Genomic DNA, 14,032 nt, shown 5'->3' with positions numbered 1-14,032 from the left:
TATAGTTTAGTCCAAGTCAATTTTTTCTGATGTCCAGTCCACGGCCAGCATATAATCTTCTTTTTTAAATCCTTTGAATTCTCCCGGCATAATTGTATTGAAAACTTTAGTGAAATTAATCATTCTCTGACAGTCTGTTACAATAGCGGCTCTTGTCCATTTTGTAATGTTTTTAAAGCTTAGCAAAGATTCATGAAGCCAGGCGCCCAAAGCAAAATCAGTTGGAGAGTTGTCAAAAAATAATAAATAGTTTAGTTTTTGTGCTTCATCGATTAAAAGACGTACTTCTGATTTCACAAAATCAACATCGCCTTTCACTACGTGACCAGCTGTTTTAAAACCAATCATATTTTCTGGTAATTCCTTAATTTTTTCAATCATAACATTTAAATTTTGCAGGTTAAATTCATTTTTACAAAAATACCTGACTAGTGGGTTGCCGGGTTTATGTAAAAAGCTGATTATCTTACATAATTTCAATGTGACGCGAAATTGTTTATCAAAAATCCCTTTTAAAATGATAAGGAATTCTACTTAAAAAAGTATTAAATTAGCTTTCATTATAAAATGTAAATTCAAGTTATGCTTAAGAGAATAGTAGTTGTTTCCGGAATTGTACTTGCCATTATTTTGGCTTTCAGATATTGTGAATTCAAAAAAAATGATGATGCCGGAATTGAGTATAATACAAATCTAATTCAGCAGCAAATCTTAAATGTTGGAAAACTAGTTGTTACTGAGGGGCATTTTTCTGAAGTCATCACTTATAAAAACCAACAGAAATATTTTATGAACATGATTTCGTTTGAGAAGAAAGCACTTGTTGTCGTAAACGCAAATGTTACAGTTGCCTACGATTTACATAAAATGAAATATGATATTGATGAAAAGAATAAAACGATCACAATCCTCAATATTCCAAAAGAAGAAATTACCATCAATCCCGATATTCAGTTTTATGATGTAGAGCAAAGCAAACTGAATCCTTTTACTGGAGACGATTACAATAAAATCAACAAGTCGGTGAAGGCGAATCTGGCTAAGAAAATCGATAAATCAACACTTAAAACAAACGCACAAAATAGGTTGATTAGTGAATTGTCTAAGATTTTGATTATGACGAATTCTATGGGGTGGAAACTTCAGTATAATGGGAAAACGATTGAATCTGAGAGTGAGTTAAATGAGGATTTGAAGTTGTAGAAGGAGTTTTTGACGATCTTGTCATTTCGACGGAGGAGAAATCACACCCAGTGAGCAACGAACTGTAAATGCTTTTTGTGACTTCTCCTACGTCGAAGTGACAAAAAAACTTAGAAAAATATAATTATTTAAAACTATGTTTAATCCTCAGGAAGGTTTTCATTCTTATTACGTTTACATCTTAACCAATAAATATCGTTCAACTTTCTATATTGGAGTTACCAATAATTTGAAAATAAGATTGGAACAGCATAAAGACAATTTAGAAACTGGTAATAAAACTTTTGCCTCAAAATACGGTTTAGAATTTCTGGTTTATTATGAAAAATTTGTTGGGATTCAGGAAGCAATTTCCAGAGAAAAAGAATTAAAAAAATGGAGAAGAGAAAAGAAGATTGAATTAATAAAAGATTTTAATCCAAAATTAGAATTTTTAAATTATCATTTTGATTCAATTTAACTCATCTTTTTTGTCATTTCGACGAAGGAGAAATCACACTAGAAACTCCGCAATCAAAATCGCCAATCTTTGTCGAATTCCGAGTGTGACTTCTCCTTCGTCGAAGTGACAAGCAGTGTGACTCTTTGCTCAGTAAAAAAACTTTGCATCTTTACGATATTAAAACCTATGTGCAATATTTTAAACAGCTTCCTGATCAAAAATCAAATCCAAACCACCAGAAATTAAATGCGCCACTTCAGGACGTTTTATTTTCAATTGTTCTAAATGATTTAATACTTCCTGTAAAAGTTCTTTTTCATCAGAATCTTTTAAAAGTTCTGTAATTTCAACAGCAAGAAGCCAGTCGTTTGGATGATAATTTTTTAATTTTTCAAAAACCGTTCGTAGTTCAGATTTAGAATCTTTATTATTTCTAATATTCCGAACTGTTGAATATAAAATTTCCAAATCATCACGTTCATCTGTATGTTTTGCTTTAATGGTTTTAGAAGCCGGAACAATATTAACCAGATCGAAGCTATTTACATCTGCTGGACCGGAAAAGGCCGAAACTACCTTTTTACCAATCGCCATATCATAATTCCCCCATTCTGGCTGGAACAAAATCGTTTCGCCGTGTGTTACGGTACAATTTTTAAAACTGATCAGGATAATTTCACCATGTAAATTTCGGGAACCGGTAATAATTTCTCCTTCGACGATGATATTACCCTCAAATTCCAGTTTTACGGTTTCACTTTCTACGATGCTGTACGCCTGTAAATCTTTCGGACTCATATCTTCAATTGCCAGATTAAAGCCTTTCAGTTTTCCAATCGGACTCCCAAATCCGTGTGGGTGTGTCAAAGTTCCGTGACCCACCAATTCTTTTTCGCGGTACGATAAAGCGGTCTTTCCGGTTGTCTGAATGTAAACTGGTTTTCCTTCTTCTTCAATAACATTAGTAAAAACACCGGAAATTTGTAAACCGGTACTCAGTTCAATCGTTCCCAAAGCATTCGATTGAATCAGTTTTTGAATACCTGAGAGTCCTCCGGTTCGTAAAGCCATTTTATTAGCAAATTCTTCTAAAATCAGGCTCAGGTGTGAAAATGTAGGCGTTACATATAACTGGGGTTGTAATTGCGTAATATCAAAATTCTGATTGGCAGCAGAAATATCATAAGGGATTTTCTTCACATTGTCAGTCATACAGTGGGCACTTTCACCAATAGAAGAAAGGAGTCCTGCACCATAAATTTTAGGATTTTCTACCGTTCCAATCAAACCATATTCAACGGTCCACCAGTGTAGGTTTCGAATTTGGGCCATTTCAGACAATTCGCCCATGTTTTTTTGCAAATCGGCAACAGCTTTTTCCGCCTCCTCAATTTTTTCCTGAGGTGTATCTTCAGCTTCTTTTAAAATCGAAAGCAGTCGGATCGCCTCATACATCTGATAATCTTTATGGGATGAAATCGCCTTGCAGCCAATTTCTCCAAAACGTCTTAAATATTCAGCATATTCCGGATTGGCAATAATAGGAGCGTGGCCGGCACCTTCGTGAATAATGTCCGGAGCGGGAGTATATTCAATATGTTCTAATTGTCTGATATCAGAAGCAATAACCAAAACATTGTAGGCCTGGAATTCCATAAAAGCATTGGGTGGAATAAACCCGTCAACAGCAACGGCAGCCCAGCCAATCTCGGTCAGGATTCGGTTCATGCCGTACATGCTCGGAATAGAGTCAATTTCGATTCCGGTTTTTTTCAAACCATCCAAATAGGAGTGATGTGCTACTTTTGATAAATAATCTACATTTTTACGCATAACATACCGCCAAACCGCCTGATTAATGGGCGTATAATCGCTGTAATCCTGAGGTTTGATGAATTGCTTTAAATGTTTGGGCAATCTTTCTAATAACGGATTTGTTTCAATATTTGGATTCATTTGGAAAAACTGTAGGTTGAAATGTAAAATTACAAATTTGAGGTATTGAAAATGACTTTTATGCTATTTAATTTAAATAAAAAGCGTCTTTTGTTAGTGAATTGTTAGTTTTTGTCACTCACATGTTTTAGGATATTTCTTCAATACGTATATTTTATGCGGGTAAATTAGAACTGAAAAAATAACAATAAAATACTTAGTTTTACAAAAGTATATTTAAGGTATTCATAAGTATGAAAGTTTTGTTGATCATTTTAGCAATAGCTGTGTTCGTCTTTTTAGGTATAAGATATTTTTTATTCCGAATAGGGGATCCGGTAAATAGTAAAGTTTCCGATTCGTATTTTTATCATTACAGAAAAAATTTGATTGTACATTCTCCAATGGGCAATTGGTTTGAATTGGGGTATTTTGAATCGGATGCTGATGTTGAATCTTTTCAGCCCATAAACAGGGATTTTGGAAAAGATAAAAAGGATGTTTTCTGGAAAGGAAGAAAGCAAGCTGTTGATTATGCAACTTTTCAGGTGGATACTTCCGGAATTATTAAGGATAAAAACCATGTTTATACTACGAACGGGAAAGAATATAATTTTTTAGGAATTATTGAAGGAGCAGATCCTAAAAGTTATCAGCTGTTGGATCCCTCACTTCCGGATTATAAACGGATTAGCTGGTTCAGGGATGCTAATGCAGTCTTTTACAAGGGTAAAAAAACAGAAGGAGATCCAGTAACTTTTAGGCCTTTAAACGATGCAATTGCTATAGACGCAAATTACATTTATTCGATTATTCATCAAAGAGGAGACGGTTTATATGCTTTTGAAGTTGATGAAGTCATCCGAAAACATAAAAGGGTTGAAGGTGAAATCAAGGTTGTTAACGATTCATACGTCCAAATCGGAAATGTTGTAGTTTCTGCTTTTACGAAAGATGAATTTACCCTGCATACTTTCGAAACTATTAAAAGTGCCAAAGCAATTGATTATTATACAATAGTGGTTAACGACACCTTAATTTACAAAGGAATAGTATACCCTGAAATTGATATTCAATCTTTTGAGCCATTAGATTATGGCTACTGCAAAGACAGGAAAAATGTGTATTATTCAGGCATAAAAATAACCGGTGCTTCTATTTCAGGTTTTGAAATCCTCTCGCCGGATTATGCCAAGGACAGTAAAAATGTATTTTACAAAAATAGTATTGTTGAAAAAGCAGATCCAAAAATATTTAAAAGAACTTCTGAAAATGATATTTGGGAGGACGGAACAAATAAATTTAGAAACGGAAAAATTTTTGATAGAAAATTGAAATAATTTACAGTTATGAAAATAACGACAGTTTTAACAATCGTTATTTTCATAATTTATTTTCTCCATTTTATCCTCGTAAGTTTCAGTCTCTTTTTTGGTCATACGGACTTCCTTCAAGGTTACTTTTAATTGTTTTTTACTGTCAGGACTGATCCATAATCCATTAAAATTTGTTCCTTCCTTCGTTAAAATCATAACTCCTGAAAATCCATGTTCGACTAATACAAGTTGGTTTTCATTCTTTTTATTTTGAGTAATGTCTAATTGTATCCAGCTGCCGGATTTGTCGTAGCGGTACATTGATGTGTACATTAAATCTGCGGTACAAGGATTTTCTTCTTCTTTTATATAAAATGTTACGGCTATTTTTCCGTCAATAGTGCCTTTGTAAAGCATACTTTTGGCAGATTGTGCCTTTGTGGTGACAGCAAAGAACATACAAAGAACGCTACACAGAATAATTAGTTTTTTCATATTTTAAGTAAGTAGTTATTTTAAAATTATTGCAATTTATTGATTTGCCTGATTTCTGAAATATTCAATTTTATAATTGAACATATAAGCCATATTTGCCGCACGGACTTTGGTTTCTTCTGCTAATTTTCCGGCAAATAAAGAATCAACAGTTTCGGTGAAAATTTCCATCCATCGATCAAAATGCGATTGGTTTACCGGTAAATGTTTGTGTGGCGGAAAAGGGCTTCCGGAATAGGTATGTTCTTCTAAAAGTAAAGTCTGCCAGAAACGGTACATTTTTTCCAGATGTTCCGGCCATCTTCCGATCATTTTTTCATTAAAAATAGGTCCGATCAAATCATCGTTCTGTACTTTTTCGTAAAATGTATTGACTAAAAGTTTTATGTCTTCTATATTTGAAATATCCTGAAATGCCATGTTTTTTTTAATTAAATTTTTGAGTTTGCAAAAATACGATATAGCGTCTTTTTTATTTGCTGATATTTATCATAGCGGTACATTTTTTACCCGATTAACTGTGTAAACAAATTGGGGTTATCATTCAGATATTGAAATTCAAATCCGTTTTGGGTCATATTCAGTTTAATATTTAGAATGTCTTTTTTGTTTTTTAATTCTAGTCCAACGACAACAGAACCCATTTCACGACTTGTTTTCTTAGCAAACTGAAAATAAGTAATATCATCATCAGGACCTAAAATGTTATTGACAAATTCTTTTAAAGCACCGGGACGCTGCGGAAACTGAATCATAAAATAATGCATTAAGCCTTCGTACAGTAAAGAACGTTCTTTTATTTCGGCTGTTCTTTCAATATCATTATTGCTTCCGCTCACCACGCAAACAACTGTTTTTCCTTTAATTTTGTCTTTGTAAAAATCTAAAGCAGCAATTGTTAAAGCACCTGCCGGCTCAACTACCATAGCTTCTTCATTGTACAATCGTAAAATAGTGGTGCATACTTTTCCTTCGGGAACCAGGATAATATCTTCCAGATTATAACGACAGATTTCAAAAGTTTTGTCTCCCACTTGTTTTACAGCGGCGCCATCTACAAATTTATCGATTGTTTTTAAGGCTGTGTTTTTATTTTCTTCAATCGAAGTTTTCATTGAAGGAGCACCTTTTGGCTCAACACCAATTATTTTGGTATTCGGACTTAAATGTTTAAAAACCTCAGATAAACCGGAAGCCAGTCCGCCGCCGCCAATTGGAACAAAAACATAATCAATAGGCTCTTTGTAATTTTCGAGTATTTCTAAACCAACCGTTCCCTGACCTGCAATTACTTTTTCATCATCAAACGGATGAATGAATATTTTATGATTTTTGATGGCATCTGCAGTGGCAGAAGCGTAAGCATCATCAAAAGTATCTCCTGTCAGTACAATTTCTACAAACGATTTCCCGAACAATTGTACTTGTTTTACTTTTTGCTTCGGAGTGGTTTTTGGCATATAAATTTTACCTTTTATCTGAAGTAAATTGCAGGAATAAGCAACACCCTGGGCATGATTTCCGGCACTGGCGCAAATCACTCCAATTTGTTTTTCAGCATCAGTCAACGAAGAAATTTTATTGTAAGCCCCTCTGATCTTATAAGAGCGGACAATTTGTAAATCTTCTCTTTTTAATAAAATAGTTGCCTTAAATTCATCAGAAAGATTAAGATTCTGCATAAGTGGAGTAGAAGCTACAACATTTTCAAGTTGTTTTTTTGCATTGAGTACCTCGTTGAATAAATTCATAATTTTAATTTTGAAAATAAAAAACCTCCCGGTTGTGGGAGGTTTCATAAATTGTATTGTTTACTTTTTAATATAACACCCCGCCATTACTGCTCAATTGCAATAATGCTCATAATAGCGATAATGATGTTATTAAAGTTTGTCATTTACTGTTGTGTGAAGAGCAAATGTATAATTATTTTTTTACCTGAGGAGGATACTGCGCTAAAATTTTGCTTACAAATTCAGCAATTCTTTCATCTTTTTTATCGATGTTTCGGGTTAAAACCCCAATTCCTTCTCCCTGCCAGATCATTTCTTTCTTTTTGGCATCAATCAGATCGATGTATAAAGTACCCTCAGTAGAAGTTGATACGGTAGTTTGGTTTCCTCCATACATCATCCATGGATTCCATCCCCATCCCCAACCATAGCCCCATCCGGCGTTAAATTGGTTTACATCAACCTGCTCTCTTGATTTTGTAAAAATGTTCACCAGCAAATCAGGTTTTTCACTTTTTGTGAAACCTTTAGACTGCATTTCTGTATCAATTGCATGAAGGATACGTCTTTTATCCAAATCAGAAATCTCGACTTTATCAATTCCGGGTTTGAAGAAGGCATAGGTTTTGTAAGGCGTAAAATCGACATTTTTATCGTAATCAGAATAAACAGTAATACTGCTGCATGAACTAAGGATCAATAACAGCAAAATCGGAACTAATTTGAATGTTTTCATAATTTTATAGAATTAAATGTTTTGTTTATAGTAAGCTTTCATCAACCATGTTGGGTAAAGTTACTTTCAATAACGGCTGAACTTTCATGGCGCGTTTTATTGCAAAAACAGCACCTTCGTTTCGGGCCCAGCTTCGTCTTGAAATTCCGTTGTTTACATCCCAGAAAAGCATTGATGCTAAACGGTTTGAAGCCTCTGTAGAACCATCAAGAACCATACCAAATCCGCCATTTATAACCTCTCCCCAGCCAACGCCCCCGCCGTTATGAATCGATACCCATGTTGCTCCCCTGAAGCTGTCTCCAATTACATTATGAATCGCCATATCAGCTGTAAAACGGGATCCGTCATAAATATTTGAAGTTTCTCTATAAGGCGAATCAGTTCCGGAAACGTCATGATGGTCGCGTCCTAAAACGACAGCGCCAATTTCACCTTTTGCAATCGCCTGATTAAAAGCTTCGGCAATTTTAATTCGGCCTTCGGCATCGGCATATAAAATTCGGGCTTGAGATCCTACAACCAGTTTGTTTTCCTGAGCCCCTTTAATCCATTTGATATTATCCTGCATTTGCTGCTGAATTTCATCAGGGGCTGTTTTGGCCATTTCTTCTAAAACCTGACTTGCAATTGCATCAGTTTTTAATAAATCTTCCCGTTTTCCGGAAGTACAAACCCAGCGGAAAGGGCCAAATCCGTAATCAAAACACATGGATCCCATAATATCCTGAACGTAACTCGGATATTTAAAATCGATATTATTTTCGGCCATTACATCAGCTCCTGCACGGGAAGCTTCTAATAAAAACGCATTTCCATAATCGAAAAAGTAAGTTCCTTTTGCGGTATGTTTGTTGATTGCATCGGCATGACGGCGCAGCGTTTGCTGAACTTTTTCTTTGAATAATTCCGGATTGTTAGCCATCATTTCATTAGCTTCTTCAAACGAAACTCCAACCGGATAATAACCTCCTGCCCATGGATTATGAAGTGAAGTCTGATCGGATCCTAAATCGATTTTGATGTTTTCTTTATCGAAACATTCCCAAACATCCACAACATTTCCTAAATAAGCGATAGAAACGGTTTCTTTTTTGGCTTTCGCCGAATTGACTCTGGCAACCAATTCTTCGGTCGTAGTTACAACTTCATTAATCCATCCTTGTTCGTGACGGATTTTAGTAATCTTCGGATTTACTTCGGCGCAGACCGTAATACAACCCGCAATATTTCCTGCTTTTGGCTGTGCGCCTGACATTCCGCCAAGGCCCGAAGTTACGAATAAGCTTCCTTCTGGATTTTGTTTTATTTTTCTAAAACCATTCAAAACCGTAATTGTAGTTCCGTGTACAATTCCCTGTGGGCCAATATACATATAACTTCCCGCCGTCATTTGTCCGTATTGCGAAACGCCCAAAGCATTCATTTTTTCCCAATCGTCAGGTTTAGAATAATTCGGAATTACCATTCCGTTTGTAACCACAACTCTCGGGGCTTCTTTATGCGAAGGAAATAATCCCATTGGATGACCGGAATACATTGTTAAAGTCTGCTCATCTGTCATTTCAGACAAATATTGCATTGTCAATAAATATTGCGCCCAGTTTTGAAAAACAGCTCCGTTTCCACCATAGGTAATCAATTCGTGAGGATGCTGCGCTACGGCATAATCCAAATTGTTCTGAATCATGTGCATAATCGCTTTTGCCTGCAATGATTTTCCGGGATATTCATCAATTGGTCTTGCGTACATTTTATATTCCGGACGAAGACGATACATATAAATACGACCGTAAGTTTCTAATTCTTCTGAAAATTCAGGAACTAATTCGGCGTGATGTTTTGGGTCGAAATAGCGTAAAGCATTTTTCAATGCCAGCTTTTTTTCTTCAGCCGAAAGAATTTCTTTTCGTTTCGGAGCATGATTAATAGCCGGATCGTATGCCTGCTTTGGTGGCAATATAGAAGGGATTCCTTGTTGTATTTGTTCTTTGAAAGTCATTTTTTTAAGATCCTAAGCTTCTAAGTTGCTAAGGTATTTTTATTAGATTAACAACAGATTAATTTTTTGTTTTTTAATTTTGTCTACCTGAGACTGACTTTTGAAATCTACCAATATTTTACTCCTAAAGATGTTTGTTAAATCTTGGTATTTTAAGATTGGGATTTTATTTAAATTATCTAATTCTCAAATTGATACATTATCTAATTGGCTTTCTTTCTGATTTGTCCGGTTCGTTTGTCAAAACCGTAAGGACAATGACGACAGCCGCTTTTACAGCAGTAACCACGTTTTAAATGGTGTTTTTCGGTAAAGCACTTATAACCTTCGAGCGTATAGTAAAAATCTTCGCCTTCGATTAATTTATTTTCATTACTTTGCTCTTTCATAAACTATTTTGTGTCAATTGGCGTTTCATTAAAGTTGAAAAAACAATTAATCGATTGTGATTTTATTGAAATCGAACAATTTTATAACTACAAATTTATAAATTTTACAGCCAATGTTTCTGATTGTTGCTAAATATTTAATTCCCAAAGGATATCGCGGAATGGCTGTTTTTCCCTTCATTTTAGTAAAATATTATAATGACCAGGTAAATGCTGTTTTTGTAAACCACGAAAAAATACATTTAAGACAGCAAATAGAAATGTTGATTCTACCGTTTTTTATCTGGTATATTTTAGAATTTTTTATTCGTTTGATTCAATACAAAAACACAGATTTAGCTTATAGAAATATTAGTTTTGAAAGAGAGGCATACAAAAATGAAACTAATTTTAACTATCTGAAAAACCGCTCTTTTTTTCAGTTCTTGCAATACATAAAATTAAAATGACCCCCGTTTTTAATCAGCCCATAAATATTGAGTTTTCAAACGACATTTCTTTGACGATAAAGCGGGAAGATCTGATTCATCCTTTTGTATCAGGAAATAAGTTCAGGAAACTGAAATACAATTTGCTTCAGGCGATAGCCGAAAACAAAACGACTTTATTGACTTTTGGCGGTGCTTTTTCAAATCATATTGCAGCTGTCGCTTTTGCGGGCAAAGAACAGGGATTTAAAACCATCGGAATTATTCGCGGGGATGAACTTTTCGATAAAATTGAAGAAAATCCAACCCTGAAATTCGCTCAGGAAAACGGAATGGAATTTGAATTTGTGTCAAGAGAAGAGTATCGTTTAAAAAGCGAAAAATCTTATATTGAAAATTTAAAAGCGAAATTTGGAGATTTTTATTTGGTTCCCGAAGGCGGTACAAACGAGCTGGCCGTGAAAGGCTGTGAAGAGATTTTGACTGATGAGGATTCAGTTTTTAATTATGTTTGCTGCGCAGTTGGAACGGGTGGAACAATTTCCGGATTAATAAATAGCGCATTGCCCAATCAGAAAATTTTAGGTTTTCCGGCGTTAAAAGGTGATTTTTTAAAAGATGAAATTCGTATTTTTGCACAAAAAGATAACTGGAATTTCATTTCTGACTATCATTTTGGAGGTTATGGCAAGATAAATTTAGAATTAATAGAATTTATCAATGCTTTTTTTGAAGAAAATAAAGTGCCCTTAGATCCAATTTATACTGGAAAGATGGTTTTTGGCGTTATAGATTTAATCCATAAAAACTATTTTCCTGCACATTCAAAAATTTTACTCATTCACACCGGCGGATTACAGGGAATTGAAGGAATGAATATTAAATTGAAGCAGAAAAAATTACCAACACTCAAAATTGATGCTTAAAAAAATAATTACACTCTTCGTAGTTGCAGTATTGGCAAGCTGTTCTTCCAGCAAGCCTACTATCGCAACCACTAAAAAACAGGCAGCGGTTCAAAGACCCAGAACAGTTACGACTAAAAAAGGAGTTACTTCCAGACCAACTGCTAAATATCCTTCTACAAATAACACAACTGAGGTTATCCAATCGACTTCCAAAACAGTTGTTACCAGCAGTCTGATTACTGATTATGTTTTGCAGTATAAAGATATTGCAATGGGAAACATGAAAACATACGGTATTCCGGCCAGTATTATTCTGGCCCAGGGAATTCTGGAATCGGGAGCAGGAAGAGGGGATCTGGCGGTGTCAGCTAATAATCATTTCGGAATAAAATGTCACAAGGACTGGCTTGGGGAAAGTGTTCGTCATGATGATGATTCGTCTCAGGAATGTTTTAGAAAATATAAAGAACCATCAGAATCCTACAGGGATCACGCTTTATTTTTAGTTGGTAAAAACCGATATGCCGTTTTGTTTACGTATGAAAAAGACGATTATAAAGCCTGGTCAAAAGGGTTGAGGGCTTGTGGTTATGCAACAGATCCTAATTATCCGGATAAATTAATCAGTTATATTGAGCGTTATAATCTGCATCAGTACGATTGTCAGGTTACAGGGAAAAGCTATACCGCAATTAATAAGTCCGCACCGGTAAAGAGTTCGTCTTCGCCTTCAGTTACAAGTTCAGACGATCCGAATTTATACGAAGTCCAGAAAGGAGATACTTTGTATTCGATATCCAAAAAATTCAATATTTTGGTTGACGAATTAAAACAAAAAAATAATTTGACGGATAATGCCCTTTCGATAGGGCAAATGCTCAGAGTGAAGTAATTCACAATTAATAATTGACAATTAATAATTAATGATGATTTATAAAAGAAGTAGTCAGCTTTTTGCTGAAGCAGAAAAAGTAATTCCGGGAGGGGTAAATTCACCAGTAAGAGCATTTAAAGCCGTTGGTGGAACTCCGATTTTTGTAAAAAGTGCCAAAGGAGCATATTTATATGATGAAGACGGAAATAAATTAATCGATTATATCAACTCCTGGGGACCAATGGTTTTAGGTCATGCCTATCAGCCGGTAGTGGATGCGGTAATCGAAAAAGCAAAACTGGGAACTTCATTTGGAATGCCAACCGAACTGGAAACAGAAATTGCTGCTTTAGCGGTTTCAATGGTTCCGAATATTGATAAAATCCGTTTTGTGAATTCAGGTACAGAAGCTTGTATGAGTGCCATTCGTCTGGCTCGCGGCTTCACAAAAAGAGATAAAATCATCAAATTTGCAGGTTGTTACCACGGGCATTCTGATTCGTTTTTGATTCAGGCAGGCAGCGGAGCTGTAACTTTTGGTTCACCAAACAGTCCCGGAGTTACAGAAGGAACAGCAAAAGATACTTTATTGGCGAAATACAATGATTTAGAGAATGTAAAAACGTTAATTGAAGCGAATAAAAATGAAATCGCAGCGATAATTATAGAAGCAGTTGCAGGGAATATGGGGTGTATTCCACCTCAAAAAGGTTTCTTGCAAGGGGTAAGAGAATTGTGTACGGCAAACGGAATTTTATTGATTTTTGATGAGGTAATGACAGGTTTCCGTTTAGCAAAAGGCGGTGTTCAGGAATTATTCAATATCGATGCTGATATTGTGACTTTCGGAAAAGTGATTGGTGGCGGATTACCGGTTGGTGCTTTTGCTGCCCGTGAAGAAATTATGAATTATTTAGCACCGCTTGGCCCGGTTTATCAAGCTGGAACATTATCAGGAAATCCTTTGGCGATGGCTGCAGGATTAGCGATGTTACAAGCTTTAAATAATGATCCGGAAATTTTTACCCGATTAGAAGAAAAAACGGCGTATTTAGAAGCAGGAATCGACAGGGTTTTGAAAGCTAATAATGTTGTTTTTACCATCAATAGAGTAGGTTCTATGATTTCGGTACATTTTGATGCAAATCCGGTTACTGACTTTCAAACGGCTGCGAAAGGAGACAACGAAACGTTTAAGAAATTCTTCCACGGTTTATTGCAGGAAGGTGTTTATATTGCCCCATCGGCATACGAAACCTGGTTTATTACAGATGCTTTGACGTATGAAGATTTAGATTTTACTATTAATGCAATTGATAAGGTTTCTAAAACTTTTTAACAATAAAGAAGGCTTTAAAAGTTAACTGTTTGTACGCAATATCCTTTTAATTGTATTGATAAAGTACAGATTAGATATCCCGATTAAAAAAAAAAGCGATTGAGAACATAATTTAGTATTCTCAATCGCTTGTTTGCTTGTAAGGTTTATTCACTGAACTGTTTAAGATTTGATACTATTTAAAGATGCATTCATAGGGTAAACGTTTATCAATTATATGCTAATAATAAAG

General features: G+C 35.1%; 15 protein-coding genes. 7 read left to right on the top strand and 8 right to left on the bottom strand.

The features are described 5' to 3' along the window. Nucleotides 1-6 precede the first annotated feature (6 nt). Entirely contained in the window at nt 7-381 is a 375-nt protein-coding gene (locus tag K8B81_RS02790; RefSeq protein ID WP_025571934.1) for a SpoIIAA family protein, read from the bottom strand. Nucleotides 382-582: 201 nt separating this feature from the next. Here K8B81_RS02790 and K8B81_RS02785 point away from each other — a divergent pair, with 201 nt between their 5' ends. Beyond that, nucleotides 583-1,203 carry a DUF4230 domain-containing protein gene (locus K8B81_RS02785; RefSeq protein WP_223678697.1) on the top strand — a complete coding sequence of 207 codons (621 nt, stop codon included), beginning with the start codon at nt 583-585 and terminating at the stop codon, nt 1,201-1,203. 136 nt (nt 1,204-1,339) lie between these two features. Next, a complete protein-coding gene (locus tag K8B81_RS02780; protein WP_223678696.1) occupies nt 1,340-1,663 on the top strand; it encodes a GIY-YIG nuclease family protein in 324 nt (107 codons plus the stop codon). 180 nt (nt 1,664-1,843) lie between these two features. Here K8B81_RS02780 and K8B81_RS02775 read toward each other — a convergent pair whose 3' ends face one another. Further along, complete coding sequence (locus K8B81_RS02775) at nt 1,844-3,601, bottom strand: aromatic amino acid hydroxylase (protein WP_223678695.1); 1,758 nt, start codon at nt 3,599-3,601, stop codon at nt 1,844-1,846. Nucleotides 3,602-3,966: 365 nt separating this feature from the next. On the opposite strand from K8B81_RS02775, the gene K8B81_RS02770 reads away from it, so the two are divergent. Then, nucleotides 3,967-4,920: a DKNYY domain-containing protein gene (locus K8B81_RS02770; protein ID WP_223678694.1), complete on the top strand. Its 954-nt coding sequence runs from the start codon at nt 3,967-3,969 to the stop codon at nt 4,918-4,920. Between the two features lie 27 nt (nt 4,921-4,947). Here K8B81_RS02770 and K8B81_RS02765 read toward each other — a convergent pair whose 3' ends face one another. From K8B81_RS02765 to K8B81_RS02740, 6 genes are all read right to left on the bottom strand, one after another. After that, on the bottom strand, nt 4,948-5,391 hold the full coding sequence (locus K8B81_RS02765) for a hypothetical protein (protein ID WP_223678693.1): 444 nt from the start codon (nt 5,389-5,391) through the stop codon (nt 4,948-4,950). A gap of 36 nt (nt 5,392-5,427) precedes the next feature. Then, nucleotides 5,428-5,811, bottom strand: a complete 384-nt coding sequence (locus K8B81_RS02760) for a group III truncated hemoglobin (protein WP_223678692.1) — start codon at nt 5,809-5,811, stop codon at nt 5,428-5,430. An 86-nt stretch (nt 5,812-5,897) separates the two neighbouring features. Continuing rightward, a complete protein-coding gene (ilvA, locus tag K8B81_RS02755) occupies nt 5,898-7,142 on the bottom strand; it encodes a threonine ammonia-lyase IlvA (RefSeq protein WP_025572116.1) in 1,245 nt (414 codons plus the stop codon). A 175-nt stretch (nt 7,143-7,317) separates the two neighbouring features. Further along, nucleotides 7,318-7,860: a DUF4136 domain-containing protein gene (locus tag K8B81_RS02750; RefSeq protein WP_025572117.1), complete on the bottom strand. Its 543-nt coding sequence runs from the start codon at nt 7,858-7,860 to the stop codon at nt 7,318-7,320. 25 nt (nt 7,861-7,885) lie between these two features. Further along, nucleotides 7,886-9,862: a urocanate hydratase gene (locus tag K8B81_RS02745; protein WP_223678691.1), complete on the bottom strand. Its 1,977-nt coding sequence runs from the start codon at nt 9,860-9,862 to the stop codon at nt 7,886-7,888. 203 nt (nt 9,863-10,065) lie between these two features. Further along, nucleotides 10,066-10,251, bottom strand: a complete 186-nt coding sequence (locus K8B81_RS02740) for a DUF5522 domain-containing protein (protein ID WP_223678690.1) — start codon at nt 10,249-10,251, stop codon at nt 10,066-10,068. 113 nt (nt 10,252-10,364) lie between these two features. On the opposite strand from K8B81_RS02740, the gene K8B81_RS02735 reads away from it, so the two are divergent. From K8B81_RS02735 to hemL, 4 genes are read left to right on the top strand one after another with little or no spacing between them, the layout of a single operon-like run. Beyond that, nucleotides 10,365-10,700 carry a hypothetical protein gene (locus K8B81_RS02735; protein ID WP_223678689.1) on the top strand — a complete coding sequence of 112 codons (336 nt, stop codon included), beginning with the start codon at nt 10,365-10,367 and terminating at the stop codon, nt 10,698-10,700. Then, nucleotides 10,697-11,605, top strand: coding sequence for a 1-aminocyclopropane-1-carboxylate deaminase/D-cysteine desulfhydrase (locus tag K8B81_RS02730; RefSeq protein WP_223678688.1), 909 nt, complete (start codon nt 10,697-10,699; stop codon nt 11,603-11,605). The genes K8B81_RS02735 and K8B81_RS02730 overlap by 4 nt, the downstream gene beginning before the upstream one ends. Next, the gene (locus K8B81_RS02725; protein ID WP_223678687.1) at nt 11,598-12,479 is read left to right on the top strand and encodes a glucosaminidase domain-containing protein; all 882 of its coding nucleotides are present in this window, start codon (nt 11,598-11,600) and stop codon (nt 12,477-12,479) included. The genes K8B81_RS02730 and K8B81_RS02725 overlap by 8 nt, the downstream gene beginning before the upstream one ends. A gap of 34 nt (nt 12,480-12,513) precedes the next feature. Continuing rightward, on the top strand, nt 12,514-13,800 hold the full coding sequence (gene hemL / locus K8B81_RS02720; protein ID WP_223679048.1) for a glutamate-1-semialdehyde 2,1-aminomutase: 1,287 nt from the start codon (nt 12,514-12,516) through the stop codon (nt 13,798-13,800). Nucleotides 13,801-14,032 lie beyond the last annotated feature (232 nt).

Source organism: Flavobacterium hibisci (genome assembly GCF_020026925.1).
Lineage (GTDB): Bacteria > Bacteroidota > Bacteroidia > Flavobacteriales > Flavobacteriaceae > Flavobacterium > Flavobacterium hibisci.
This window is presented reverse-complemented; position numbering and strand designations above follow the sequence as displayed.

What these genes read in the sequence shown, in the direction of transcription:
- K8B81_RS02750 (WP_025572117.1), bottom strand. Translation starts at nt 7,860, where the DNA reads ATGAAAACATTCAAATTAGTTCCGATTTTGCTGTTATTGATCCTTAGT.
- K8B81_RS02780 (WP_223678696.1), top strand. Translation starts at nt 1,340, where the DNA reads ATGTTTAATCCTCAGGAAGGTTTTCATTCTTATTACGTTTACATCTTA.
- K8B81_RS02790 (WP_025571934.1), bottom strand. Translation starts at nt 381, where the DNA reads ATGATTGAAAAAATTAAGGAATTACCAGAAAATATGATTGGTTTTAAA.
- K8B81_RS02760 (WP_223678692.1), bottom strand. Translation starts at nt 5,811, where the DNA reads ATGGCATTTCAGGATATTTCAAATATAGAAGACATAAAACTTTTAGTC.
- K8B81_RS02765 (WP_223678693.1), bottom strand. Translation starts at nt 5,391, where the DNA reads ATGAAAAAACTAATTATTCTGTGTAGCGTTCTTTGTATGTTCTTTGCT.
- K8B81_RS02745 (WP_223678691.1), bottom strand. Translation starts at nt 9,862, where the DNA reads ATGACTTTCAAAGAACAAATACAACAAGGAATCCCTTCTATATTGCCA.
- ilvA (WP_025572116.1), bottom strand. Translation starts at nt 7,142, where the DNA reads ATGAATTTATTCAACGAGGTACTCAATGCAAAAAAACAACTTGAAAAT.
- K8B81_RS02775 (WP_223678695.1), bottom strand. Translation starts at nt 3,601, where the DNA reads ATGAATCCAAATATTGAAACAAATCCGTTATTAGAAAGATTGCCCAAA.
- hemL (WP_223679048.1), top strand. Translation starts at nt 12,514, where the DNA reads ATGATTTATAAAAGAAGTAGTCAGCTTTTTGCTGAAGCAGAAAAAGTA.
- K8B81_RS02740 (WP_223678690.1), bottom strand. Translation starts at nt 10,251, where the DNA reads ATGAAAGAGCAAAGTAATGAAAATAAATTAATCGAAGGCGAAGATTTT.
- K8B81_RS02730 (WP_223678688.1), top strand. Translation starts at nt 10,697, where the DNA reads ATGACCCCCGTTTTTAATCAGCCCATAAATATTGAGTTTTCAAACGAC.
- K8B81_RS02725 (WP_223678687.1), top strand. Translation starts at nt 11,598, where the DNA reads ATGCTTAAAAAAATAATTACACTCTTCGTAGTTGCAGTATTGGCAAGC.
- K8B81_RS02735 (WP_223678689.1), top strand. Translation starts at nt 10,365, where the DNA reads ATGTTTCTGATTGTTGCTAAATATTTAATTCCCAAAGGATATCGCGGA.
- K8B81_RS02785 (WP_223678697.1), top strand. Translation starts at nt 583, where the DNA reads ATGCTTAAGAGAATAGTAGTTGTTTCCGGAATTGTACTTGCCATTATT.